At 62.1% G+C, this 20,970-nt stretch carries 21 protein-coding genes and 1 tRNA gene; 13 read left to right on the top strand and 9 right to left on the bottom strand.

Annotation, left to right across the window (positions count from 1 at the left end; all coding sequences use genetic code 11):
• Positions 1 to 140: 140 nt before the first annotated feature.
• Positions 141 to 1,685, top strand: a complete 1,545-nt coding sequence (locus NCCP436_RS16070) for a phospholipase D family protein (RefSeq protein WP_220804996.1) — start codon at positions 141 to 143, stop codon at positions 1,683 to 1,685.
• Between the two features lie 25 nt (positions 1,686 to 1,710).
• Here the strand turns inward: NCCP436_RS16070 and NCCP436_RS16065 are convergent, their stop codons facing one another.
• Entirely contained in the window at positions 1,711 to 2,859 is a 1,149-nt protein-coding gene (locus tag NCCP436_RS16065; protein WP_220804976.1) for an MFS transporter, read from the bottom strand.
• Positions 2,860 to 3,125: 266 nt separating this feature from the next.
• Positions 3,126 to 4,619 (bottom strand): aldehyde dehydrogenase, encoded by a 1,494-nt coding sequence (locus tag NCCP436_RS16060; RefSeq protein WP_220804975.1) that lies wholly within the window; start codon positions 4,617 to 4,619, stop codon positions 3,126 to 3,128.
• Positions 4,620 to 4,869: 250 nt separating this feature from the next.
• On the opposite strand from NCCP436_RS16060, the gene NCCP436_RS16055 reads away from it, so the two are divergent.
• Positions 4,870 to 5,229 (top strand): cupin domain-containing protein, encoded by a 360-nt coding sequence (locus NCCP436_RS16055; protein ID WP_220804974.1) that lies wholly within the window; start codon positions 4,870 to 4,872, stop codon positions 5,227 to 5,229.
• A 152-nt stretch (positions 5,230 to 5,381) separates the two neighbouring features.
• Here NCCP436_RS16055 and gabT read toward each other — a convergent pair whose 3' ends face one another.
• Together gabT and gabD are read right to left on the bottom strand one after the other, a co-directional pair.
• Positions 5,382 to 6,662 (bottom strand): 4-aminobutyrate--2-oxoglutarate transaminase, encoded by a 1,281-nt coding sequence (gene gabT / locus NCCP436_RS16050; protein ID WP_220804973.1) that lies wholly within the window; start codon positions 6,660 to 6,662, stop codon positions 5,382 to 5,384.
• A 183-nt stretch (positions 6,663 to 6,845) separates the two neighbouring features.
• Positions 6,846 to 8,297 (bottom strand): NADP-dependent succinate-semialdehyde dehydrogenase, encoded by a 1,452-nt coding sequence (gene gabD, locus NCCP436_RS16045; protein ID WP_220804995.1) that lies wholly within the window; start codon positions 8,295 to 8,297, stop codon positions 6,846 to 6,848.
• Between the two features lie 409 nt (positions 8,298 to 8,706).
• Here gabD and NCCP436_RS16040 point away from each other — a divergent pair.
• Positions 8,707 to 8,783, top strand: a tRNA-Arg gene (locus tag NCCP436_RS16040).
• Positions 8,784 to 9,002: 219 nt separating this feature from the next.
• On the opposite strand, the gene NCCP436_RS16035 is transcribed toward NCCP436_RS16040, so the two are convergent.
• Positions 9,003 to 9,608: a DUF4124 domain-containing protein gene (locus NCCP436_RS16035; protein ID WP_220804972.1), complete on the bottom strand. Its 606-nt coding sequence runs from the start codon at positions 9,606 to 9,608 to the stop codon at positions 9,003 to 9,005.
• Between the two features lie 14 nt (positions 9,609 to 9,622).
• Positions 9,623 to 10,264, bottom strand: a complete 642-nt coding sequence (gene pyrE, locus NCCP436_RS16030; protein ID WP_220804971.1) for an orotate phosphoribosyltransferase — start codon at positions 10,262 to 10,264, stop codon at positions 9,623 to 9,625.
• Between the two features lie 82 nt (positions 10,265 to 10,346).
• Between pyrE and NCCP436_RS16025 the strand changes: the two genes are divergently transcribed.
• A complete protein-coding gene (locus NCCP436_RS16025; protein ID WP_220804970.1) occupies positions 10,347 to 11,126 on the top strand; it encodes an exodeoxyribonuclease III in 780 nt (259 codons plus the stop codon).
• A 52-nt stretch (positions 11,127 to 11,178) separates the two neighbouring features.
• Here the strand turns inward: NCCP436_RS16025 and NCCP436_RS16020 are convergent, their stop codons facing one another.
• Together NCCP436_RS16020 and rph are read right to left on the bottom strand one after the other, a co-directional pair.
• Positions 11,179 to 11,550 carry a DUF4870 domain-containing protein gene (locus NCCP436_RS16020; protein WP_220804969.1) on the bottom strand — a complete coding sequence of 124 codons (372 nt, stop codon included), beginning with the start codon at positions 11,548 to 11,550 and terminating at the stop codon, positions 11,179 to 11,181.
• A 31-nt stretch (positions 11,551 to 11,581) separates the two neighbouring features.
• Positions 11,582 to 12,301 carry a ribonuclease PH gene (rph, locus tag NCCP436_RS16015; RefSeq protein ID WP_220804968.1) on the bottom strand — a complete coding sequence of 240 codons (720 nt, stop codon included), beginning with the start codon at positions 12,299 to 12,301 and terminating at the stop codon, positions 11,582 to 11,584.
• Positions 12,302 to 12,546: 245 nt separating this feature from the next.
• Between rph and NCCP436_RS16010 the strand changes: the two genes are divergently transcribed.
• The 6 genes from NCCP436_RS16010 (at position 12,547) to NCCP436_RS15985 (ending at position 17,846) form a co-directional block, all read left to right on the top strand.
• On the top strand, positions 12,547 to 13,410 hold the full coding sequence (locus tag NCCP436_RS16010) for a YicC/YloC family endoribonuclease (protein ID WP_220804967.1): 864 nt from the start codon (positions 12,547 to 12,549) through the stop codon (positions 13,408 to 13,410).
• Positions 13,411 to 13,462: 52 nt separating this feature from the next.
• A complete protein-coding gene (gene gmk, locus NCCP436_RS16005) occupies positions 13,463 to 14,080 on the top strand; it encodes a guanylate kinase (protein WP_220804966.1) in 618 nt (205 codons plus the stop codon).
• Positions 14,081 to 14,174: 94 nt separating this feature from the next.
• Complete coding sequence (rpoZ, locus tag NCCP436_RS16000) at positions 14,175 to 14,438, top strand: DNA-directed RNA polymerase subunit omega (RefSeq protein WP_003242550.1); 264 nt, start codon at positions 14,175 to 14,177, stop codon at positions 14,436 to 14,438.
• 57 nt (positions 14,439 to 14,495) lie between these two features.
• On the top strand, positions 14,496 to 16,607 hold the full coding sequence (gene spoT / locus NCCP436_RS15995) for a bifunctional GTP diphosphokinase/guanosine-3',5'-bis pyrophosphate 3'-pyrophosphohydrolase (protein WP_220804965.1): 2,112 nt from the start codon (positions 14,496 to 14,498) through the stop codon (positions 16,605 to 16,607).
• A gap of 69 nt (positions 16,608 to 16,676) precedes the next feature.
• Positions 16,677 to 17,057, top strand: coding sequence for a RidA family protein (locus NCCP436_RS15990; RefSeq protein ID WP_220804964.1), 381 nt, complete (start codon positions 16,677 to 16,679; stop codon positions 17,055 to 17,057).
• 54 nt (positions 17,058 to 17,111) lie between these two features.
• Positions 17,112 to 17,846, top strand: coding sequence for a hypothetical protein (locus NCCP436_RS15985; RefSeq protein ID WP_220804963.1), 735 nt, complete (start codon positions 17,112 to 17,114; stop codon positions 17,844 to 17,846).
• A gap of 6 nt (positions 17,847 to 17,852) precedes the next feature.
• Here NCCP436_RS15985 and NCCP436_RS15980 read toward each other — a convergent pair whose 3' ends face one another.
• Complete coding sequence (locus NCCP436_RS15980; RefSeq protein ID WP_220804962.1) at positions 17,853 to 18,710, bottom strand: NAD-dependent epimerase/dehydratase family protein; 858 nt, start codon at positions 18,708 to 18,710, stop codon at positions 17,853 to 17,855.
• A 188-nt stretch (positions 18,711 to 18,898) separates the two neighbouring features.
• Between NCCP436_RS15980 and exbB the strand changes: the two genes are divergently transcribed.
• Genes exbB through NCCP436_RS15965 form a run of 3 tightly spaced genes read left to right on the top strand, consistent with a single transcriptional unit; the run spans position 18,899 to position 20,955 of the window.
• Positions 18,899 to 19,807, top strand: a complete 909-nt coding sequence (gene exbB, locus NCCP436_RS15975) for a tonB-system energizer ExbB (protein ID WP_220804961.1) — start codon at positions 18,899 to 18,901, stop codon at positions 19,805 to 19,807.
• Between the two features lie 3 nt (positions 19,808 to 19,810).
• A complete protein-coding gene (gene exbD / locus NCCP436_RS15970; protein WP_220804960.1) occupies positions 19,811 to 20,233 on the top strand; it encodes a TonB system transport protein ExbD in 423 nt (140 codons plus the stop codon).
• The gene (locus tag NCCP436_RS15965; RefSeq protein ID WP_220804959.1) at positions 20,230 to 20,955 is read left to right on the top strand and encodes an energy transducer TonB; all 726 of its coding nucleotides are present in this window, start codon (positions 20,230 to 20,232) and stop codon (positions 20,953 to 20,955) included. The genes exbD and NCCP436_RS15965 overlap by 4 nt, the downstream gene beginning before the upstream one ends.
• Positions 20,956 to 20,970 lie beyond the last annotated feature (15 nt).

Raw genomic sequence — 20,970 nt, 5'->3', positions numbered from 1 at the left:
CCGAAGCGCTACACTCTCGCAGACCGGCAGACATCCGAGTCTGCCGGCCTGCCACCCCAGACAAGCTACTGTACAAGCACTGAGGCAGAATCTTTGACTGCGGACGGGCGTCAGAACGATACGGGACGCCTCACAGGGAGATCAGCGTGCGCCATGTTCTGCTTCTCTGCCTGCTGCTGGCCGTAAGCGCCTGCAGCACCACCCCGGCGATCCACACCAGTCAGGCCCTGGCACCGCAAGCCTCGGACTTCGGCCGCCATCTACAGCGCCTGGCCGAGCGTCATCCGGGGCAATCCGGCTTCTACCTGCTTGATGACAGCGAACAGGCCTTCGCCGCACGAGCCGAGTTGATCCGCGCCGCCGGCAGCAGTCTCGATCTGCAGTACTACATCATGCACGACGGTCTCAGCACCCGCACCTTGATAGACGAAGTGCTGCAGGCTGCTGATCGCGGCGTACGTGTGCGTATCCTGCTGGACGATACCGCCAGCGACGGCCGCGACTACGAAATCTCGCTCCTCGCCGCACACCCCAACATTCAGGTTCGGGTATTCAATCCACTCCATCTGGGCCGCACCATCGGCGTTACCCGCGTCCTGGGCCGGGCGCTGCAACTGGGCCGACAACATCGGCGCATGCACAACAAGCTGTGGCTGGCCGACAGCAGTGCCGCCATCGTCGGCGGACGCAACCTCGGCGACGAATACTTCGATGCCGAGCCCACGTTCAACTTCACGGACATCGACCTGCTCGCCGTCGGCCCGGTAGCCGAGCAGCTGGCGCATAGCTTTGACCAGTACTGGAACAGTGCTCTGAGCAAGCCAATCCGGCAGTTTCTCTACTGGCCGGCAAGCAGCCGCGACCTGAGGCAGGCCCGCAAGCGGCTGCAGGCTTACCTGACTCGCGCCAGTCTGAAACAGCCAGAGCTTTACCAGCAGTTGCTTGGCTACCGCGAGCAACCGCGTCTGCCTCAGTGGCTGGAACAACTGACCTGGGCACCTGGCTGGGCATTGTGGGATGCCCCGGCGAAGGTACTGGCCGACGGCGAACCAGATGCGCAACTGCTGATGGCCAGTCAGCTAGAACCGAAACTAAGCGACCTGAGTCAGGAACTGCTTCTCGTCTCGGCCTACTTCGTCCCCACCCGCGACGGCACCCGCTACCTTGTCGATCAGGCCAACCGCGGGGTGGCCGTGCGTATTCTCACCAACTCGCTGGAAGCTACCGATGTGCCGGCGGTTCATGGGGGTTATGCGCCCTACCGGCGCAAACTGCTGGAACATGGCGTACGCCTGTTCGAGATGCGGCGCCAGCCGGGCAACGGCGGCAGCGCTCCCTACAGTTTCAGCGGCAGTTCTGAATCGAGTCTGCACAGCAAGGCCATCGTGCTGGACAGACGCTATGCCTTTATCGGCTCGCTCAATTTCGACCCGCGCTCGATTCTCTGGAACACCGAAGTCGGCGTGCTGGTAGACAGCCCGGAACTCAGCGAACAGGTTCGCCGCCTGGCTTTGGAAGGCATGCGACCGGGGATCAGCTACGAGGTGCTGCTGGTCGAGGGCACGCTGCGCTGGCGGGCGGAAGACAACGGCCAGGTGCACGAGTTGTCTCGCGAGCCGGGCAGTCTCTGGCGGCGCATCAATGCCTGGTTCGCCGAGCGCATCGGCCTCGAACGCATGCTCTGACCGAACAGCCGACTATTGCTGGCGGTTATCGACTCTGCTCCGCCAGCGGCATCAAACCATTGCCACGCCAGGCCAGCCAGACGAACACCAGAGCACCAAAAGCCATCATCATCGGCAATGCATGGCCGCTGAGCCATTGGCTGACAGCTCCGGTCAGCAGCGGCCCGACCAGGCAACCAAGCCCCCATAGCTGGGCGACATGGGCATTGGCCCGCACCAGTTCATCATCCCGGTAGCGCTCGCCGATCATGATCAGCGACAGGGTGAACAGGCCACCGGCCGTGGCTCCGAAGGCCACCAGCAACGGCCAGATCAGCGGGGTATGCAGCAACACCGGGATCGACAGACTGGACAACAGCAGCACCAGGCCACAGCAAAGGAACAGACGCTGCCGCGACATACGGTCAGCCAGCCAGCCGATTGGCAGCTGCAGCACCGCATCACCAACCACCACCACGCTGACCATGAACAAAGCCACCTCCTGGGTGAAACCCTGGCGCAGGCCGTAGATCGGCAGCAGAGTCAGCATCATCGCCTCAAAGGCGGCAAACAGCATTACCGCCCAGGCAATGGCCGGTAGTCGTCTGCAGAACTGCAGCAGACCACGGCCAGAGCCACTGTGCGCGTCCACCGTGGGGGCACCGGTACGTCCCAGCAGCACCAGCGAGCCACCGATCAGCAAACCGACGCCCGTCCAGAAGCCGCTGTCGGTGTCGGTGCCCAGGGCCGTCAGTAGCAACGGACCACACAACTGGCTCAGCGCATAGCCGGAGCCATACAACGCCACCAGCCGGCCACGCCATTTCTCCACCACTAACTGGTTGATCCAGCTCTCGCCCAGGATGAACACCACGGTCAGCGCCACACCGATAAACAGACGCAGTGCCAGCCACACGGCATAGTTCTGCAGCAACGCCAGACCGGCCACCGACAGTGCACCAAGCAGCAGGCACAGCTGCATCAACAGCGTGGTACCCAGACGCGCTGCCAGGCGACCGGCCAGCGAAGCACCGAGCAGCACACCGACTGCCGGCGTGGCCGCCATTACGCCGATGGAGAAGGCGTCATAGCCCCAGCTTTCCAGGCGTAGCGAGACCAACGGCATGGTCACGCCGAGGGCCAGGCCGATACTGATGACTGCGGCACATACCGCGAAATAGGTACCCCAACGCATTGCCGGAAGTCCTTGCGCGAAAACCAAGCGGCCGGGCTCCAAGGAAACCCGGCCGCAGGTGTGGCTCACAGAGCCGGCCCGGAGGAGCGGGCCTTAAAAGCAGACGACAGGCCTACCTCGACGAGGCCCATCACCGGAAAGATCTTCTGGGCTAGGGTCAGACAAGGCGCCCCGCAGCTTTTAAGCGCAGCGTACTGCTGTACGTGAGCATTGAAAGCGAGGACGCACGCCGTATGGCCGACGACCAGGAGATCGTCCTGCAATCGTTAAAGCTTGATCCAGGTAGCCTTCAGCTCGGTGTACTTGTCAAAGGCGTGCAGCGACTTGTCGCGGCCGTTGCCCGACTGCTTGAAGCCACCGAACGGCGCGGTCATGTCACCACCGTCGTACTGGTTGATCCACACGCTGCCGGCACGCAGAGCCTTGCCTACCAGGTGGGCACGCGACAGGTTGCTGGTCCATACCGCAGCAGCCAGGCCGTAGATGGTGTCGTTGGCGATGGCCACGGCTTCTTCCTCGCTGTCGAAGCCGATCACCGACAGCACCGGACCGAAGATCTCCTCGCGGGCGATACGCATGGCATTGGTCACACCGTCGAACACGGTCGGCTCGACGTAGGTACCACCGGTTTCCTCCAGCACGCGGTTACCGCCGGCCACCAGCTTGGCACCATCTTCCTTGCCCGCCTCGATGTAGCGCAGCACCTGATTCATCTGGGTGGTATCCACCAGCGCGCCGACGTTGGTCGCCGGATCCAGCGGGTTGCCCGGTTTCCAGGCCTTGATCGCTTCGACCACCATGGGCACGAACTGATCCTTGATCGAGTTTTCCACCAGCAGACGCGAGCCGGCGGTGCAGACCTCACCCTGGTTGTAGGCGATGGCACTGGCGGCGGCCTGGGCGGCGGCCTTCAGGTCAGGGGCGTCGGCGAAGACGATGTTCGGGCTCTTGCCGCCGGCTTCCAGCCAGACACGCTTCATGTTCGACTCGCCGGCGTAGATCATCAGCTGCTTGGCGATCTTGGTCGAACCGGTGAACACCAGGGTGTCGACATCCATATGCAGGGCCAGGGCCTTGCCGACAGTGTGGCCGAAGCCCGGCAGGACGTTGAACACACCGGCCGGGATGCCGGCCTCGATCGCCAGCTGGGCAATGCGGATGCCGGTCAGCGGCGATTTCTCGGAAGGCTTGAGGATCACCGAGTTGCCTGTGGCCAGGGCCGGGCCGAGCTTCCAGCAGGTCATCAGCAGCGGGAAGTTCCACGGCACGATGGCGGCGACCACACCGACCGGTTCACGAGTGACCAGTCCCAGTTCGTTATGGGCAGTGGCGGCCACTTCGTCGTAGATCTTGTCGATGGCCTCGCCGCTCCAGCGGATGGCGCGGGAAGCAGCCGGCACGTCGACGGCCATGGAATCGCCGATCGGCTTGCCCATGTCCAGGGTTTCCAGCAGGGCCAGCTCCTCGGCGTGGGCATCGATCAGGTCGGCAAAGCGGATCATGATCTGTTTGCGCTTGACCGGTGCCAGACGCGACCACACGCCGGATTCAAAAGTGGCGCGAGCGTCCTTGACGGCCAGTTCGGCGTCGGCGCTATCGCAGCTGGCCACCTGGCCAAGCAGACGGCCGTCGATCGGGCTGATGCAGTCGAAGGTGGCACCGGACTCGGCCGCCCGGTACTCACCATGAATAAAGGCGCGGGTTTCGATGGTCAGGGTCTTGGCGCGCTGTTCCCATTCGGCACGAGTCAGGCTAGTCATTCCGGCATCCTCTAAGGGGTGAAGGGGAATCCCGCAGGACCCCACAGTCATTGATTCTGCTAAAGCCAGCGAACTGGCGACACTGCTCGCCACACTAAACCAGAGCGCCAGAACTTTTCAATATTTTTGACAAAGGCAAGTAAATGCCCTTGTCATGTTCGTTATATTAAACATAGACTGCGGACGCATCGCGCCTGCCGCGGCTCTGCCGCCAGGCGATTGCCGTCACCGACCCTTACGGAAAAGCCAGATGAATATTGAACAGATCGTCGACTTCGCCCAGGCCGGAACGGCCGCCGAACACTACCGTCCCGCAGCGGAGAAAGTGCTCAAGGGCGACCCCGAACAAAGCGTGCGCAACCACTACTCCAGCCCCTGCGGCCAATTCAGTACCGGTATCTGGGAAGGTGCCGTGGGACACTGGAAGGTGAACTACACCGAACACGAATACTGCGAAATTCTCCAGGGCGTCTCCGTCCTGCGCGACGCTGAGGGCAATGCCAAGACGGTACGCGCTGGCGACCGTTTCGTGATCCCGGCCGGCTTCTCCGGCACCTGGGAAGTAGTGGAAAACTGCCGCAAGGTCTATGTGATCTTCGAACCCAAATAACGGAAGGCGCCCTGCGCCCTCCATCCGGATGCTTGTCACTCTTTGACCCGCCTGATGCGGGTCTTTTTCTACCTGCAAACCGCGAACAAAAAAGGCCCGCACCAGGCGGGCCTCAAAGGTAACGGGCGCATGAAGGGATGCGCCCGGCAGGCTTACGCCAGCTCGTCGAAGCACTCAGCGACGATGGCGATGCCTTTTTCCAGTTGCTCATCGGGAATGGTGACGGGCATCAGGAAACGGATAACGTTGTAATAGGTGCCGCACGACAGCAGGATCAGGCCTTTTTCACGGGCACGCGCAACGATCTTGCCAACCAGCTCGGCAGCCGGCTTGTGCACGTCGCCGCCTTCGAACAGCTCGATGGCGACCATCGAACCCAGGCCGCGCACGTCGCCGATGACCTTGTGCTTGGCGGCAATGTCGCGCAGGCCAGCCTTGAGCTTCTCGCCCACGGCATTGGAGCGCTCAAGCAGGCTTTCCTCCTCGAACACCTTCAGCACGGCCAGAGCCGCAGCGCAGGCGATGGGGCTGCCAGCATAGGTCCCGCCCAGACCACCGGGGGCGATGGCGTCCATGATCTCGGCCTTGCCGCACACACCGGAGATCGGGAAGCCGCCACCAACCGATTTGGCAAAGGTGGTCAGATCCGGAACGATGCCCAGTTGCTCGGTAGCGAAGAAGGTGCCGGTACGGCCGGCACCGGTCTGTACTTCGTCGGCGATCAGCAGAATGCCGTGCTGGTCGCACAGGGCGCGCAGGCGCTGCATGAAGGCCGGCGAGTTGACGTAGAAGCCACCTTCACCCTGCACCGGCTCGATGATGATCGCGGCGATGTCACTGGGCTGGGCGTCGTTCTTGAAGATGCGCTCGATACTGGCGATGGCGTCGTCTTCGCTGATGCCGTGCAGCGGGCAGGGAGCCAGGGCGCGGAAGATGCCACCCGGCATCAGGCCCATGCCTGCCGAGTAGGGCACGACCTTGCCGGTCAGACCCAGGGTCATCATGGTGCGGCCGTGGTAGGCACCGGTAAAGGCAATCACTCCAGCGCGGCCAGTGGCGGCACGGGCGATCTTCACGGCGTTCTCAACCGCTTCGGAGCCGGAAGTAACCAGCAGGGTTTTCTTGGCGAAGTTGCCCGGTACGCGCTTGGCGATCTCTTCGCACAGCTCGATGTAGGGTTCGTAGGCCAGGACCTGGAAGCAGGTGTGGCTGAGTTTGCTCAGCTGCTCCTGAACGGCGGCTACCACCTTCGGATGCAGGTGACCGGTGTTCAGCACGGCGATACCGCCGGCGAAGTCGATGTACTCGCGGCCTTCGACGTCCCATACGGTGGCGTTCTCGGCACGCTCGGCGACGATCGGGTGAATCTGACCCACGCCGCGCGGTACGGCGGCTTGGCGGCGTTGCAGCAGGGATTCGTTGGTCTTGCTCATGGTGTCCTCATGGCCGTCATCGGTCGGCTCGGTTGAAGGATGAATGTTCCGGGCGGTGGATCGGCTCAGCATACGATGATCGACTGGGCCGGGCCGCCGGGAACGCAATACGTCAGGTGTTGCAAACCGGGGCGCCGCACGCTCTTTCGTACCTTGCCCCGTCTGGAAACCGAAGTTTCCGAATCAGATGCCGCCCAGGCACATGTACTTGATCTCGAGGTAGTCCTCGATACCGTACTTGGAACCCTCGCGGCCCAGGCCCGAGGCCTTCACGCCACCGAATGGCGCCACTTCGTTGGAGATCAGGCCAGTATTGATGCCCACCATGCCGTACTCCAGCGCTTCGGCAACGCGGAATACCCGACCCAGATCACGGGCGTAGAAGTAGGAGGCCAGGCCGAACTCGGTGTCGTTGGACATGGCGATGACTTCAGCCTCGTCCTTGAAGCGGAACAGCGGCGCCAGCGGGCCGAAGGTTTCGTCCTTGGACACCAGCGCATCCTTCGGCACGTCGACCAGGATGGTCGGCTCGAAGAAGGTGCCACCCAGGGCGTGCGGCTTGCCACCGCTGACGATCCGGGCGCCCTTGCTCACCGCGTCGGCGATATGTTCCTGCACCTTGGCCACGGCCTTCTCATCGATCAGCGGGCCGGTAGTGATGCCGTCCTCCAGACCGTTGCCAATCTTCAGCTTGGCTACAGCCGCCTTGAGCTTCTCGACGAAGGCGTCGTAAACGCCGTCCTGAATGTACAGACGGTTGGCGCAAACACAGGTCTGGCCGTTGTTGCGGTACTTGGAGATCAGCGCCCCTTCCACGGCGGCATCCAGGTCGGCGTCGTCGAACACGATGAACGGCGCGTTACCGCCCAGTTCCAGCGACACCTTCTTGATGTCGTGGGCACACTCGGCCATCAGTTGGCGACCGATCTCGGTGGAGCCGGTGAAGGTCAGCTTGCGCACGATCGGGTTGCTGGTCAGCTCACCGCCAACTTCACCGGCGCTGCCGGTAACCACGCTGAACACGCCTTTCGGGATGCCGGCGCGCTCGGCCAGTTCGGCCAGAGCCAGGGCGGAGAACGGGGTTTGCGAAGCGGGCTTGAGCACCATGGTGCAGCCGGCGGCCAGAGCAGGGCCGGCCTTGCGGGTGATCATCGCCGAGGGGAAGTTCCACGGAGTGATGGCGGCGGTCACGCCGATCGGCTGCTTGATCACGATCAGGCGCTTGTCCGGCTGGTGGCCGGGGATGACGTCGCCGTAGACGCGTTTGGCTTCCTCGGCGAACCACTCGATGAAGGAAGCGGCATAGGCGATCTCGCCCTTGGCCTCGGCCAGCGGCTTGCCCTGCTCGGTGGTCATCAGGCGCGCCAGGTCGTCCTGGTTGGCCATGATCAATTCGAACCACTTGCGCAGCTTCTGCGCGCGCTCCTTGGCAGTCAGCGCACGCCAGGCCGGCAGGGCCTTCTCGGCGGCTTCGATGGCGCGACGGGTCTCGGCGCGGCCCATCTTCGGAACATGACCGATGATTTCGCCGGTCGCCGGGTTGTTTACGGCGATGGTCTGACCGCTGTCGGCATCCAGCCACTGGCCGTCGATATAGGCCTGTTGGCGCAGCAGCTGGGGATCTTTCAGTTGCATGGCAGTCTCCTTCAGTTCCGACACCCGGGCGTCGGCATAAGTCGTTGGAGTCATGGGACTAGTCCCGCAGGCCCGTTGGGTGAGCGAAGCAGAACCTGATTAAGGGATTCATTGCCGTTAGAGCACGGCCGGACGCACCGTTTGAAATCTCAAACGAATCCTAGGGTCGAAGGGGGTAAAGGGCAATAGCTCGTTCGAAAAAGTTAACAAAAATATCAACGCTCCTATGGGCGAACCAGAAATCGGTAGAATTTGCACGAACGTTCAAAATTGCGAACGCTTGCGAACGTGGACGCCCAGCCTCCAGATGCGTATGATTGCGCCCCGCAATGCCTCCCTCTTCACTCCGGAACATCCCGGCTTGAGAAGAGATACGGGCGATGGTCAAATAGCCCGCCGCAACGCATACGCACCTGTAGCTCAGCTGGATAGAGTATTGCCCTCCGAAGGCAAGGGTCGTGGGTTCGAATCCCGCCAGGTGCGCCATCTCTTAATTGACTGGCAAACCCCTTCTCAAGGTCTCGCCGATCAAACCTCTGGGTTGATTCACGACCCGAACCGCTCTCAGCCTAATTCTCAGAGCGTCACTAGAGCCGCCCTCTGCAGCGCTTTCGCCCGTTCGAATAGAGAGCGCTTGCAACCGCGTTTACTGCGTACGGCTGCGTAGGACTCGGCGCAAATGCACCGCTTATAGAAAGGCGCGCCTCAATCAGCCTTAGTCGGCGCTTCGCCGAACAGCTCGGCGAGGCGGGCGCGGTCGGCGTCGAAGCCGGCTTCGGCCTTCTCGCGCGCCTCCCGGTAGCGGTCGATGTCGCGCTGCAGACGCTCAAGCTCACTCTTCAGGCTGTCGATCTGCGTCAGCAGATTCTCCGGCACCGGGCGTCCAGCGCGCTCGTGATTGGCGGCCTGACTCTGCAAATTGGCCTGCTGAGTGCGCACAGACTGGAGATTGCCGCGCGCCACACTGGTCACACCATCAAGTTCGGCAAGCTTGCGCTCGCGGGCCCGGTCGACGTCCTCCAGGCTGGAGTACAGACGCAGCAACTGTGCGTCACTACGGGCCCGGGCCTTCTCGGCCTTCATGCGAGCCAACTCTTCGGCGGTAGGCGCCGGCGGCACGACCCGCAGCACGCGCCCCTGGTTGTTCAGCACCTCATAGCCCCTGCCAACGAACTCGGGCGGTACACCCTGCCGGCTGAGCACCGTCACCCCGTTGTCATCGATGTAGCGATACAGCTCGGTAGCCATGCCCGACAGTGGCAGTAGCAGACCCAACAGCAGCGTACAGCGAGTCAGGAACGGGGCGGGCATAAGGTAACCTTGTGCTAGATACCGTACTCTGCGCGATAGGCTTCGACGGCTGGAAGATACTGCTTAAGTTCAGCATCCCCGGCCAGATATTCCAAGACCTGCTCTAGTGACACGATGCTCACTACGGGCATCCCGAAGTCGCGTTCCACCTCCTGGATAGCCGACAGCTGACCTTGTCCGCGCTCCTGACGGTTGAGGGCGATCAGCGTACCGGCAGCCTGCGCTCCCTGGTTCTGGATGATCTGCATGACCTCGCGGATTGCCGTACCGGCGGTGATAACGTCGTCCACGATCAGCACCCGACCCTGCAACGGCGCCCCAACTAGTGTGCCGCCTTCACCATGATCCTTGGCCTCCTTGCGATTGAAGCACCAGGGCAGATCACGGCCATGGTGCTCGGCCAGCGCTACTGCAGTGGCGGCGGCCAGCGGAATGCCCTTGTAGGCCGGACCAAACAGCACGTCAAAATCGATGCCACTGTCGACGATCGCGGCCGCGTAGAAACGGCCCAGCTGAGCCAGCGCCAGACCGCTGTCAAACAGGCCTGCATTGAAGAAATAGGGACTGGTACGCCCGGACTTGAGAGTGAACTGACCGAAACGCAGCACCCCGCGTTCAATGGCAAAACGAATGAAATCGCGTTGGTACGCTTGCATGACGAAAGTCCCGAACGGCACAGTTTTAGCTAAATGGAGAGAGCTCGGGTATCATACACGCACGTGTTTTTGGGGGCCATTTATGCGGATCATCAGTGTGAACGTGAATGGTATTCAGGCTGCGGCCGAGCGTGGACTGCTCAGCTGGTTGCAAGCCCAGAATGCCGACGTGATCTGCCTGCAGGACACCCGAGCCTCCGCCTTTGAACTGGACGACCAGGCCTTCCAACTGGATGGCTATTTCCTTTATGCATGCGATGCGGAAGTGCCTAGCCAAGGTGGCGTGGCACTCTATTCGCGGTTGCAACCCAAGGCGGTAATCACCAGCTTAGGCTTTGAAATGGCCGACCGCTATGGACGCTACCTGCAGGCCGATTTTGACAAGGTAAGTATTTCCAGCCTGCTCCTGCCATCGGGCCGGGGCGGTGACGAGAACCTGAATCAGAAATTCAAGTTCATGGATGACTTCACCCATTATCTGGACAAACAGCGCCGCAAGCGCCGCGAGTTCATCTATTGCGGCTCGCTGTACGTGGCGCACCAGAAGATGGACGTGAAGAACTGGCGAGACTGCCAGCAGTCTCCGGGCTTTCTCGCGCCCGAACGCGGCTGGCTGGACGAAGTAATCGGCAATATGGGCTATGTCGACGCGCTGCGCGAAGTGAGCCGCGAAGGCGACCAGTTCAGTTGGTGGCCGGATAGCGAGCAGGCGGAAATGCTCAACCTGGGCTATCGCTTCGACTACCACCTGCTGACACCCGGTATGCGCCGCAGCGTGCGCAGCGCCCGTCTGCCGCGCCAGCCACGCTTCTCCCAGCATGCACCGCTGATCATCGACTACGACTGGATACTCACCGTCTGAGCAACAGACAGAAAAAAGCCGGCGAGCTGCCGGCTTTTTCATTCCCTGCGCGCTACTTCACCAGACGCCAGCTAAAGGGATAGCGGTAGTCCTGGCCATCATTGGCCTTGATGCCTGCGATAATGGTCAGCACCAGAGCCGCCAGACATACCAGCAGCAGTAGCGGGAAGCCGATCACCACCACCATCAGGACAAAGCACAGCAGCGTCGCCAGCGCCACGCTGATCTGGAAGTTCAGCGCCTCCTTGCCCTGCGCATCGACGAACGGATCAAGATCCTTCTTCAGTTGCCAGACGATCAACGGCCCGAGCAGGTTGCCAAAAGGAACGATCAGCCCGAGAAATGCGGCGAAATGGCAGAACATCGCCCATTGCCGGGCCTCGCGGCCAGGCGTCGGTTGCGGAACCTGGAACTCTTCACTCATGCGTCACCTCCTTGCGTTGCGGTAAGGCGCATCAGCCGGCCAGAGCCGCCTGCTGCAGGGTGAAGATCTCGCTCATACCCTTCTGCGCCAGCGCCAGCATGGCATTGAACTCCTCCGGCTGGAAGGGCGCCCCCTCGGCGGTGCCCTGTACCTCGATGAAACCTCCGGCACTGGTCATCACCACGTTGAGATCGGTTTCCGCGGCAGAATCCTCCAGATAGTCCAGATCCAGCACCGGCTCGCCCTGGTAAATGCCGACCGACACGGCGGCGATCATCTGCTTGAGCGGCTCACCCTTCAGTGCACCGCGTTTTTTCAGTACGCCCAGCGCATCCACCAGTGCCACCATGGCCCCGGTGATGGATGCCGTGCGGGTGCCTCCGTCGGCCTGGATCACGTCGCAGTCGACATACAGGGTATTCTCGCCCAGCTTGCTCATATCCAACGCAGCGCGCAGCGAACGACCGATCAGGCGCTGGATCTCCAGGGTCCGGCCACCCTGCTTGCCGCGGCTGGCTTCACGCTGGTTACGCTCGCCGGTCGCCCGCGGCAGCATGCCGTACTCGGCGGTCAGCCAGCCCTGCCCCTGTCCTTTGAGAAAGCGCGGCACACCGGACTCAACACTGACGGTGCAGATCACCTTGGTATCGCCAAACTCCACCAGCACCGCCCCTTCGGCATGCTTGGTGTAGTTGCGGGTGATACGGATCGGGCGCAACTGATCGGCGGCGCGGCCACTGGGACGTTTCATCGAGCGATACCTGCTTCGTTAAGTAAAAAACAGCCCACATTATAAAGGCCGGGCAAGTACCGGACACTTGCAAATCACACAGGTGCTGCTGGCGCCTCCTCGGAAAGACCTCCAGCCCACACCATCCGGGCCTTACAGCGATACCGCCGCAGGCGACAGTGCACCACGACCACAGGCTGAATTGGGCTGGCCGGCACACTGCGCTACAATCCTGCGTTTTTCCAGCCGACTTCCGCGAGGTATCCATGGTTCACAGCATGACGGCCTTTGCCCGCAACGAGCAGGCAACCGCTCACGGCACCCTGAGCTGGGAGCTGCGCTCGGTCAACCATCGCTACCTGGAGCCGCATCTGCGTCTACCCGAGGCCTTTCGCGAACTCGAAGGCGCCGTGCGTGAAGCACTACGCCAGGGACTGTCGCGCGGAAAGGTGGAGTGCACCCTGCGCTTTGCCGAGGAGGCCGGCGCCAAACAGCTACAGGTCGACAACGAACGCGCCCGCCAACTGATCGCAGCCGCCGAGCACGTAGCCGCACTGATCGCTCAGCCGGCGCCGCTCAACCCGCTGGAAGTGCTGGCCTGGCCTGGCGTACTGGTGGCCGATGCCGCCGACCCGCAAGCCCTGAATGCCGCGGCCTTGCGTCTGTTCGGCCAGGCTCTGGAAGAGCTCAAGGCCGGTCGCGCACGCGAAGGCGCAGAGCTGGCCAAACTGCTCAACGAGCGCCTTGATGCCATCCTCCAGGAAGTAGCCGCACTGCGTGAACTGGTGCCACAGATGCTTGCCGGCCAACGCGCCAAGATTGAGGCCCGCTGCGCCGAAATGCAGGTCGAGCTGGATCCGCAGCGTCTGGAGCAGGAGCTGGTACTACTGGCGCAGAAGAGCGATGTGGCCGAGGAGCTGGATCGCCTGACGACCCATGTCGGCGAAGTTCGCCGCGTCCTCAAAGCCGGCGGTGCCGCCGGACGGCGCCTGGACTTTCTCATGCAGGAGCTCAACCGCGAGGCCAACACGCTCGGCTCCAAGGCCTTCGACCCGCGCAGCACACAGGCGGCGGTCAACCTCAAGGTGCTGATCGAACAAATGCGCGAGCAGGTGCAAAACATCGAGTAACCGCAGCTCCGGCTGCTATCTTTCGTCCAACGTTTCTTCCAGGATTTTCTTCATGGCCACCACCGGCACCCTCTACATCATTTCCGCCCCATCGGGCGCCGGCAAGACCAGCCTGGTCAAGGCGCTGGTCGACAGCGAACCCCTGATCCGCGTCTCGGTGTCGCACACCACGCGCGCCATGCGCCCGGGCGAGGTGGACGGGGTCAACTACCACTTCGTCGACCACGCGCAGTTCAATGCCATGCTCGAGCGCGGCGAATTCCTCGAGCATGCACGGGTCTTCGACAACCTTTACGGCACCTCGCAGAAGTGGGTCGAACAGACCCTGGCCGAAGGCTTCGACCTGATTCTGGAGATCGACTGGCAAGGCGCCCAGCAGGTGCGCCGGCTGATGCCGCAGTCCCGCTCCATCTTCATCCTGCCCCCGACCCAGGAAGCCCTGCGCCAGCGCCTGACCAACCGCGGCCAGGACAGCGGCGAGGTGATCGAGCGACGCATGCGCGAAGCAGTCAGCGAAATGAGTCACTACGTCGAGTACGACTACCTGATCATCAACGACGACTTCACCCACGCCCTGAACGACCTGAAGGCGGTCTTGCGCAGCAACCAGCTGCTGCAAGCCCGGCAACAGCAGCGTCACACCGGCTTGCTACAGGAGCTGCTGGCGTAAATCAGCGCTTCCATTGTCGCTGGTGATTTTTTAGACTATTCAGTCCGCTCGCCCGCTTGGGCCAAGCTTATCCGCACATGTTACGAGGAACACCATGGCTCGCGTTACCGTCGAAGATTGCCTGGACAACGTTGATAACCGCTTCGAACTGGTCATGCTCGCGACCAAGCGTTCGCGCCAGCTGGCCACCGGCGGCAAAGAGCCGAAGGTAGCCTGGGAAAATGACAAGCCCACCGTAGTCGCCCTGCGCGAAATCGCAGCTGGTCTGGTGGACTATGAAGTCGTCGCTCAAGAGGACATCGTCGAGGAAGAGCCGCTGTTTGCCGCCTTCGAGGAAGAGGCCAACGAGCCTCTGTAAGACGATGATGCCCGGTCGAAGTCGCTGGCCCGCAGCCAGCCATGCGGGGAGTTCCATATGGCTGGCATAGAAGCACTTGCCGAGCGGCTTTCGACCTACCTGGGCCATGACCAGGTCAATCTGGTTCGTCGTGCCTACTTCTACGCCGAACAAGCACACGATGGCCAGCGCCGCCGCAGTGGCGAAGCCTACGTAACTCATCCACTGGCCGTGGCCAGCATTCTTGCCGACATGCACATGGATCATCAGAGCCTGATGGCCGCCATGCTGCATGACGTTATCGAAGATACCGGCATCGCCAAGGAAGCACTCAACGCGCAATTCGGCGAAACCGTGGCCGAGCTGGTCGACGGGGTCAGCAAGCTGACCCAGATGAACTTCGAAACCAAGGCCGAGGCGCAGGCCGAGAACTTCCAGAAGATGGCCATGGCCATGGCCCGCGACATCCGCGTTATCCTGGTCAAGCTCGCCGACCGCCTGCACAACATGCGCACCCTCGATGCCATGCCGCACGAGAAGAGCCGGCGCATCGCCAAGGAAACCCTGGAAATCTACGCACCAATCGCCAATCGCCTGGGCATGCACAACATGCGCGTGGAGTTCGAGGACCTGGGCTTCAAGGCCATGCATCCGATGCGCTCCGAGCGCATCCGCGCTGCCGTACGCCGGGCCCGCGGCAACCGTAAGGAAATCGTCGTCAAGATCGAGGAGTCGCTGACCGCCTGCCTGCAGCGCGAAGGTCTGGAGGGCGAGGTGAGTGGCCGCGAGAAGCATCTCTACAGCATCTACAAGAAGATGCGCGGCAAGCGCAAGGCGTTCAACGAAATCATGGATGTCTACGCCTTCCGCATCGTCGTGGACAAGGTCGACACCTGCTATCGCGTGCTCGGCGCCGTGCACAACCTGTACAAGCCACTGCCCGGCCGCTTCAAGGACTACATCGCGATCCCCAAGGCCAATGGCTATCAGTCGCTGCACACCACGCTGTTCGGCATGCATGGTGTGCCTATCGAAATCCAGATCCGCACCCGCGAGATGGAGGAAATGGCCAATAACGGCATCGCCGCACACTGGCTGTACAAGTCCAGTGAAGGTGAAACGCCAAAAGGCAACCATGCCCGCGCGCGTCAGTGGGTCAAGGGTGTGCTGGAACTGCAGCAACGCGCCGGTAACTCCCTGGAGTTCATCGAGAGCGTGAAGATCGACCTGTTCCCGGACGAGGTCTACGTGTTCACGCCCAAGGGCCGCATCATGGAGTTGCCGAAAGGCTCCACTGCGGTCGATTTTGCCTATGCGGTGCATACCGACGTCGGCAACACCTGTATCGCCTGCCGCATCAACCGCCGCCTGGCGCCACTGTCGCAACCGCTGGAAAGCGGCTCGACGGTAGAGATCGTTACTGCGCCGGGAGCCCGCCCGAACCCGGCCTGGCTCAATTTCGTGGTCACCGGCAAGGCACGCACCCACATCCGCCATGCACTCAAGCAGCAGCGCCGCTCCGAGTCCATCAACCTCGGCGAACGCCTGCTGAACAAGGTGCTGGCAAGTTTCGACACGCACCTAGACAAGATTGCCGCCGAACGCGTGCAGGCGGTACTGGACGAGTACCGTCTGGAGGTTATCGAAGATCTGCTGGAAGACATCGGTCTGGGTAACCGCATGGCCTATGTGGTCGCTCGCCGTCTGCTGGCTGAGAGCAGCGAGGATGCTCTGCCCAGTAGCGGAGGCCCACTGGCTATCCGCGGCACCGAAGGCCTGGTGCTGAACTACGCCAAGTGCTGCACACCGATTCCGGGCGACCCCATCGTCGGCCATCTTTCCGCTGGCAAGGGCATGGTGGTTCACTTGGAAAACTGCCGGAACATTCTCGATATCCGCCACAATCCTGAAAAGTGCATCCAGCTCAACTGGGCCAAGGACGTCACTGGTGAGTTCAATGTCGAACTGCGCGTCGAACTGGAACACCAGCGCGGCCTGATTGCCCTGCTGGCTAGCAGCGTCAACGCCGCCGATGGCAACATCGAGAAGATCAGCATGGACGAGCGCGACGGCCGCATCAGCATCGTACAGCTGGTAGTCAGCGTGCATGATCGTGTCCACCTGGCCCGCGTAATCAAGAAGCTACGCGCGCTCAAGGGCGTAACCCGTATCACCCGAGTGCGCGCCTGAAATAACCTCCCTTTTATTTACCCCGTAGGCTGGGGGCTCGATCCAGCCAGTTCTCATAAGGAGCGATTTATGAGCAAGACTGTCATCAACAGCGACAAGGCCCCGGCGGCCATCGGCACCTACTCCCAGGCCATCAAGGCCGGCAATACCGTTTACGTTTCCGGCCAGATTCCCCTGGATCCAGTCAGCATGGAACTGGTTGAAGGCTTCGAAGCCCAGACCGTACAGGTGTTCGAGAACCTCAAGGCCGTGATCGAAGCCGCCGGCGGCTCGTTCAAGGACATCGTCAAGCTGAATATCTTCCTCACCGATCTGTCGCACTTCGCCAAGGTCAACGAGATCATGGGGCGCTACTTCGAGCAACCCTACCCGGCCCGTGCCGCCATCGGCGTAGCGGCTCTGCCGCGCGGCGCTCAGGTGGAAATGGACGCCATCGTGGTGCTCGACTAAGCCACCCCCGGCGGGGCCTGCGCCCCGCCCCTCGTTTCAGGGACGGAGAACGCCATGCGCCTGCTTCCCTTGCTAATCTGCAGTATCCTGCTGGCCGGCTGCGCCAGTAACGCAAAGCACACCCCCGACGGGATCTGGATCAATCAGGCAGCCATCGACGCCGCAGCCGAAAGCGGTCGTCTGCGCGAGTCCCTGCTCGCCTATGGGCCGAACCTGGAATGGCAGATCGCTTCCCAGCACCAGCAGGCCAGTTACAGCAACGGATTCGAGCTGGCCGAAGGTCACCTGACAGCACTGGCTGATGGCCACTGGCAGGTCAGCTTCTATGGCGACTACCAGGAACAGCTGCATGTAGCGGGCAACCGACTGACCCAGATCGCCAGCGGCTACTGGCCCGAACAACACTTCATCCGCCTGACTGATTCGACCGGCACTCCACCGCCTCTGGGCGCCAGCTTCGAACAGACCCTGTACCGAGCCTATCTGGGGGGTGACTGGCTGATCGAACAGGGCCCCGGCCAGGGAGGACTGGTGCGCTTCTCGCCAAAGGGGGAGGTTGCGGGACTGCCGGGTGCCGAGCGCTACGCCCTGTGCCTGGCCGGCGACTGCGCGGCAATGAGCGGTGAACATGACAGTATCTGGCTGCAACTAGGTGATCAGGGCAGTCCCTGGCTGTTCGTCCACGAAGGCAATCAGCTGCGCATTTTCGAGGCGGAAAACCGCGCTCAATTCGACGAAATGCCGCAATATCAACCCGGTCCGCAGCGCTGGCGACTGAAACGTCGCTAGCCCCCTTCAGCGACCGGCCAAGATCTCCGCATAACCCTCGCGGTAACTCGGATACCGAGGCTCCCAGCCCAAAGCCCGGGCACGTGCGTTGCTGCAGCGCTTGCTGCCGGCCCTGCGTACGCGCTGCTGCTCACTCCAGTGACTGACGCCCAGTTGCTCGCGCAACCAGCCCACCACCTCATGCAGCGCCGCCGGTTCATCATCGACGCCCAAATAACAGTCGTCCAACGTCACGCCTCGGGCTGCAGCCTGCAACAAGGTGGCCAGCAGCCCGGCAGCATCCTCGACGTGGATGCGGTTGGCATACAAGGGTGGCTGTGCGTCGACCCGATAGCCCTGACGGACCTGCCCCAGCAGCCACTCCCGGCCCGGCCCATAGAGCCCGCTCAGCCGCACCAGCGTAGCCGGGATACCGCTGTCCAGAGCCACTCGCTCGGCCTCGCGCATCACTTGCGCCGCATAACCCTGCGCCTCGGCTGTGGCGTTCTCATCGATCCACTCACCCTCCTGTTGCCCGTATACCCCTGTACTGGAGGTGAACAGCAGGCGCACGGGGCGCTGCCTGTGCTGCGCCAGCCAGCCCAGGACGCGCTGCAAGCCCTCGACATAAGTACTGCGGTAGCCGGCCTCGTCGTGCTGGCTGGCCGCTGCGGCATACACCACATAGTCCAGCGGCTCCTCAGGCCAGGCAAGTGGGCAGGCATCGACGTGCAAGTCGCCGGCCAAAGGAAGAATGCCTGTCGGCAGCACAGCAGCATTGCGACGCAGACCGTACACGCGCCAGCCCTGCGCCTGCATGCGCAGGGCAAGGCGACTGCCGACATCACCGCAACCGGCAATCAATAGAGAAGCAGGGGTAGCCATTGGAGACTCCAGGCAAATGACTTGGGCGACAACGTTCGATTATCACCGACGACAACATCGGGTGGAGCAAAAACACCAGAGTTACTATATAAATAATTATGTGTTAGATTCTCATTCAATAATCAATCTCAACAACCATTGCGATGCAACGCTCCTCTGGCATCGATCATTGCTCCGGGGCCCACGCTATGAAATCTCCTATCCTTGCTAATGCTCCCCTACGTCTGCTGGCCGCCCTGCTGTTTGGCCTAACCCTGTCCACCAGTGCCCTGGCCGAGAACATCACAAATACCTCCCAGACGCCAACCGAGCAGGCGTCGCTCGCCGCAGGTCCGGCCCCTGCTGACACGACAGATCCAGCCGTCGGGCCCATGGCGGAAACACAACAGGCAGCCATGGCGCACGACCTCTCGCCCTGGGGCATGTACCAGGGTGCCGACCGGGTGGTAAAAGCCGTAATGATCGGACTGCTGCTGGCCTCGGTACTCACCTGGACCATCTGGCTGGCCAAAACCTTCGAGCTTGGTGCCGCCAGGCGCCGCCTGCGCCGGGAGCTGCCATCGCTGCAGTCCGCTCGCAGCCTGCAGGATGCAGGCAAGCGGATGGATGGTGATGTGTGCATCTCCCATCGCCTGGTACAGGATGCCTTGGAAGAAGTGAAACTCACCGGTGTTGTCCTCGAAACCGATGGACTCAAGGAACGTATCGCCTTTCGTCTCGAACGCCTGGTTGCCGCCAGCGGCCGGCAGATGAGCCAGGGCACGGGTGTACTGGCCACTATCGGCGCCACCGCTCCTTTCGTCGGCCTGTTCGGAACCGTCTGGGGCATCATGAACAGCTTCATCGGCATCGCCAAAACGCAGACTACCAACCTGGCCGTGGTCGCCCCGGGAATCGCCGAAGCACTGCTGGCCACGGCTCTGGGCTTGGTTGCGGCGATCCCGGCTGTGGTGATCTATAACGTTTTCGCCCGCTCCATCGCCAACTACAAGGCGCTGGTCGGAGATGCCTCGGCCCAGGTACTGCTATTGCTCAGCCGCGACCTTGATCGCCGCCCGAGCGAACGCCAGGCGCCACATATCGCCAGGGTGAGCTGAAACATGGCTCTTCATCTGCACGAGGGCGACAGTGCCCTGGAAAACAGCGAAATCAACGTCACCCCCTTTATCGACGTAATGCTGGTGCTACTGATCATCTTCATGGTGGCCGCGCCGCTGGCCACAGTAGATGTTCCCCTAGACCTGCCCGCTTCCAGCGCCAAGCCGGCGCCACGCCCGGACAAACCGATCTACCTCAGCCTACGCAACGATGCCAGTCTCTATCTGAACAATGAAGCGATCACTCAGCAGCAACTGGCACAGGCTCTGGATCAACTGACCGGCGCCGATCGCGACAAGACCATCTTCGTGCGCGGTGACAAGGCCGTGGAATACGGCCACCTGATGGAAGTCATGGATACCTTGCGCAGCGCTGGCTACCTGAAGGTAGGCCTGGTGGGCCTGGAGACGGTCGGCAAACCATGAGTCGCGTGCGCACGCTGTCCGGCTGGAGCCTCAGCCTGCTTCTGATACTCAGTCTGCATGCTCTCATCGGCCTCTGGGCCATGTACTGGACCGTGCAGGCCGAGCCGCTCGAGTTGCCGCCCGCTGCCATGATGATCGAGCTGGAACCGCTGCCGGCCCCGCCTCCGGCGCCTACGGCTGTGCCGGAACCAGAGCCGGAACCACTACCGGAAGTGGCCGAGGCGCCCAAAGCGCCCCTGGCCGTGCCGCCCAAGCCCAAGGTGCAACCCAAACCGCAACCACCCAGGCCCAAACCGACAAAACCGGAGCCCCCTCAGAAACAGGAAGCCGAGCCTGCTCAGGAAGTGGCCAGCCAGCCCCGCGAAACGCCACGTGATAACAGGCCGGCTGCGCCGCAAACATCCTCTGCCAGCACTCCCAGTGACGCGGAGCGTAGCTGGCAAAGCCAGTTGTTCAACCACCTGGCGCGCTACAAGCGCTATCCCGAGGATGCTCGCCGACGCGGTCTGAAAGGTATCAACCGGTTACGCTTCGTGATTGACGGAAACGGTCGGGTGCTGAGCTACGAACTGACCGAGAAAGCTGGCAGCGCCGTTCTGGATCGCGCCACCCTGCAAACCATTCGCCGCGCCCAGCCGCTGCCGCGTCCGCCCGCCGAGCTGCTGAACAATGGCACGCTGGAAATCGTCGCGCCCTTCGTCTACGCACTTGAACAGCGCTGAATACAGCCCTTCGTC

Source organism: Pseudomonas sp. NCCP-436, from assembly GCF_019656335.1.
GTDB lineage: Bacteria > Pseudomonadota > Gammaproteobacteria > Pseudomonadales > Pseudomonadaceae > Aquipseudomonas.
This window is presented reverse-complemented; position numbering and strand designations above follow the sequence as displayed.

Bases quoted from the DNA above. Each gene is read 5' to 3' on its own strand.
- NCCP436_RS16055 (WP_220804974.1), top strand. From the start codon at position 4,870: ATGAATATTGAACAGATCGTCGACTTCGCCCAGGCCGGAACGGCCGCC.
- NCCP436_RS15980 (WP_220804962.1), bottom strand. From the start codon at position 18,710: ATGGCTACCCCTGCTTCTCTATTGATTGCCGGTTGCGGTGATGTCGGC.
- NCCP436_RS16010 (WP_220804967.1), top strand. From the start codon at position 12,547: ATGGTTCACAGCATGACGGCCTTTGCCCGCAACGAGCAGGCAACCGCT.
- pyrE (WP_220804971.1), bottom strand. From the start codon at position 10,264: ATGCAAGCGTACCAACGCGATTTCATTCGTTTTGCCATTGAACGCGGG.
- exbB (WP_220804961.1), top strand. From the start codon at position 18,899: ATGAAATCTCCTATCCTTGCTAATGCTCCCCTACGTCTGCTGGCCGCC.
- NCCP436_RS16020 (WP_220804969.1), bottom strand. From the start codon at position 11,550: ATGAGTGAAGAGTTCCAGGTTCCGCAACCGACGCCTGGCCGCGAGGCC.
- rph (WP_220804968.1), bottom strand. From the start codon at position 12,301: ATGAAACGTCCCAGTGGCCGCGCCGCCGATCAGTTGCGCCCGATCCGT.
- exbD (WP_220804960.1), top strand. From the start codon at position 19,811: ATGGCTCTTCATCTGCACGAGGGCGACAGTGCCCTGGAAAACAGCGAA.
- NCCP436_RS15990 (WP_220804964.1), top strand. From the start codon at position 16,677: ATGAGCAAGACTGTCATCAACAGCGACAAGGCCCCGGCGGCCATCGGC.
- gabD (WP_220804995.1), bottom strand. From the start codon at position 8,297: ATGCAACTGAAAGATCCCCAGCTGCTGCGCCAACAGGCCTATATCGAC.
- NCCP436_RS16035 (WP_220804972.1), bottom strand. From the start codon at position 9,608: ATGCCCGCCCCGTTCCTGACTCGCTGTACGCTGCTGTTGGGTCTGCTA.
- NCCP436_RS16065 (WP_220804976.1), bottom strand. From the start codon at position 2,859: ATGCGTTGGGGTACCTATTTCGCGGTATGTGCCGCAGTCATCAGTATC.
- gmk (WP_220804966.1), top strand. From the start codon at position 13,463: ATGGCCACCACCGGCACCCTCTACATCATTTCCGCCCCATCGGGCGCC.
- NCCP436_RS15985 (WP_220804963.1), top strand. From the start codon at position 17,112: ATGCGCCTGCTTCCCTTGCTAATCTGCAGTATCCTGCTGGCCGGCTGC.
- NCCP436_RS15965 (WP_220804959.1), top strand. From the start codon at position 20,230: ATGAGTCGCGTGCGCACGCTGTCCGGCTGGAGCCTCAGCCTGCTTCTG.
- NCCP436_RS16060 (WP_220804975.1), bottom strand. From the start codon at position 4,619: ATGACTAGCCTGACTCGTGCCGAATGGGAACAGCGCGCCAAGACCCTG.
- NCCP436_RS16025 (WP_220804970.1), top strand. From the start codon at position 10,347: ATGCGGATCATCAGTGTGAACGTGAATGGTATTCAGGCTGCGGCCGAG.
- spoT (WP_220804965.1), top strand. From the start codon at position 14,496: ATGGCTGGCATAGAAGCACTTGCCGAGCGGCTTTCGACCTACCTGGGC.
- gabT (WP_220804973.1), bottom strand. From the start codon at position 6,662: ATGAGCAAGACCAACGAATCCCTGCTGCAACGCCGCCAAGCCGCCGTA.
- rpoZ (WP_003242550.1), top strand. From the start codon at position 14,175: ATGGCTCGCGTTACCGTCGAAGATTGCCTGGACAACGTTGATAACCGC.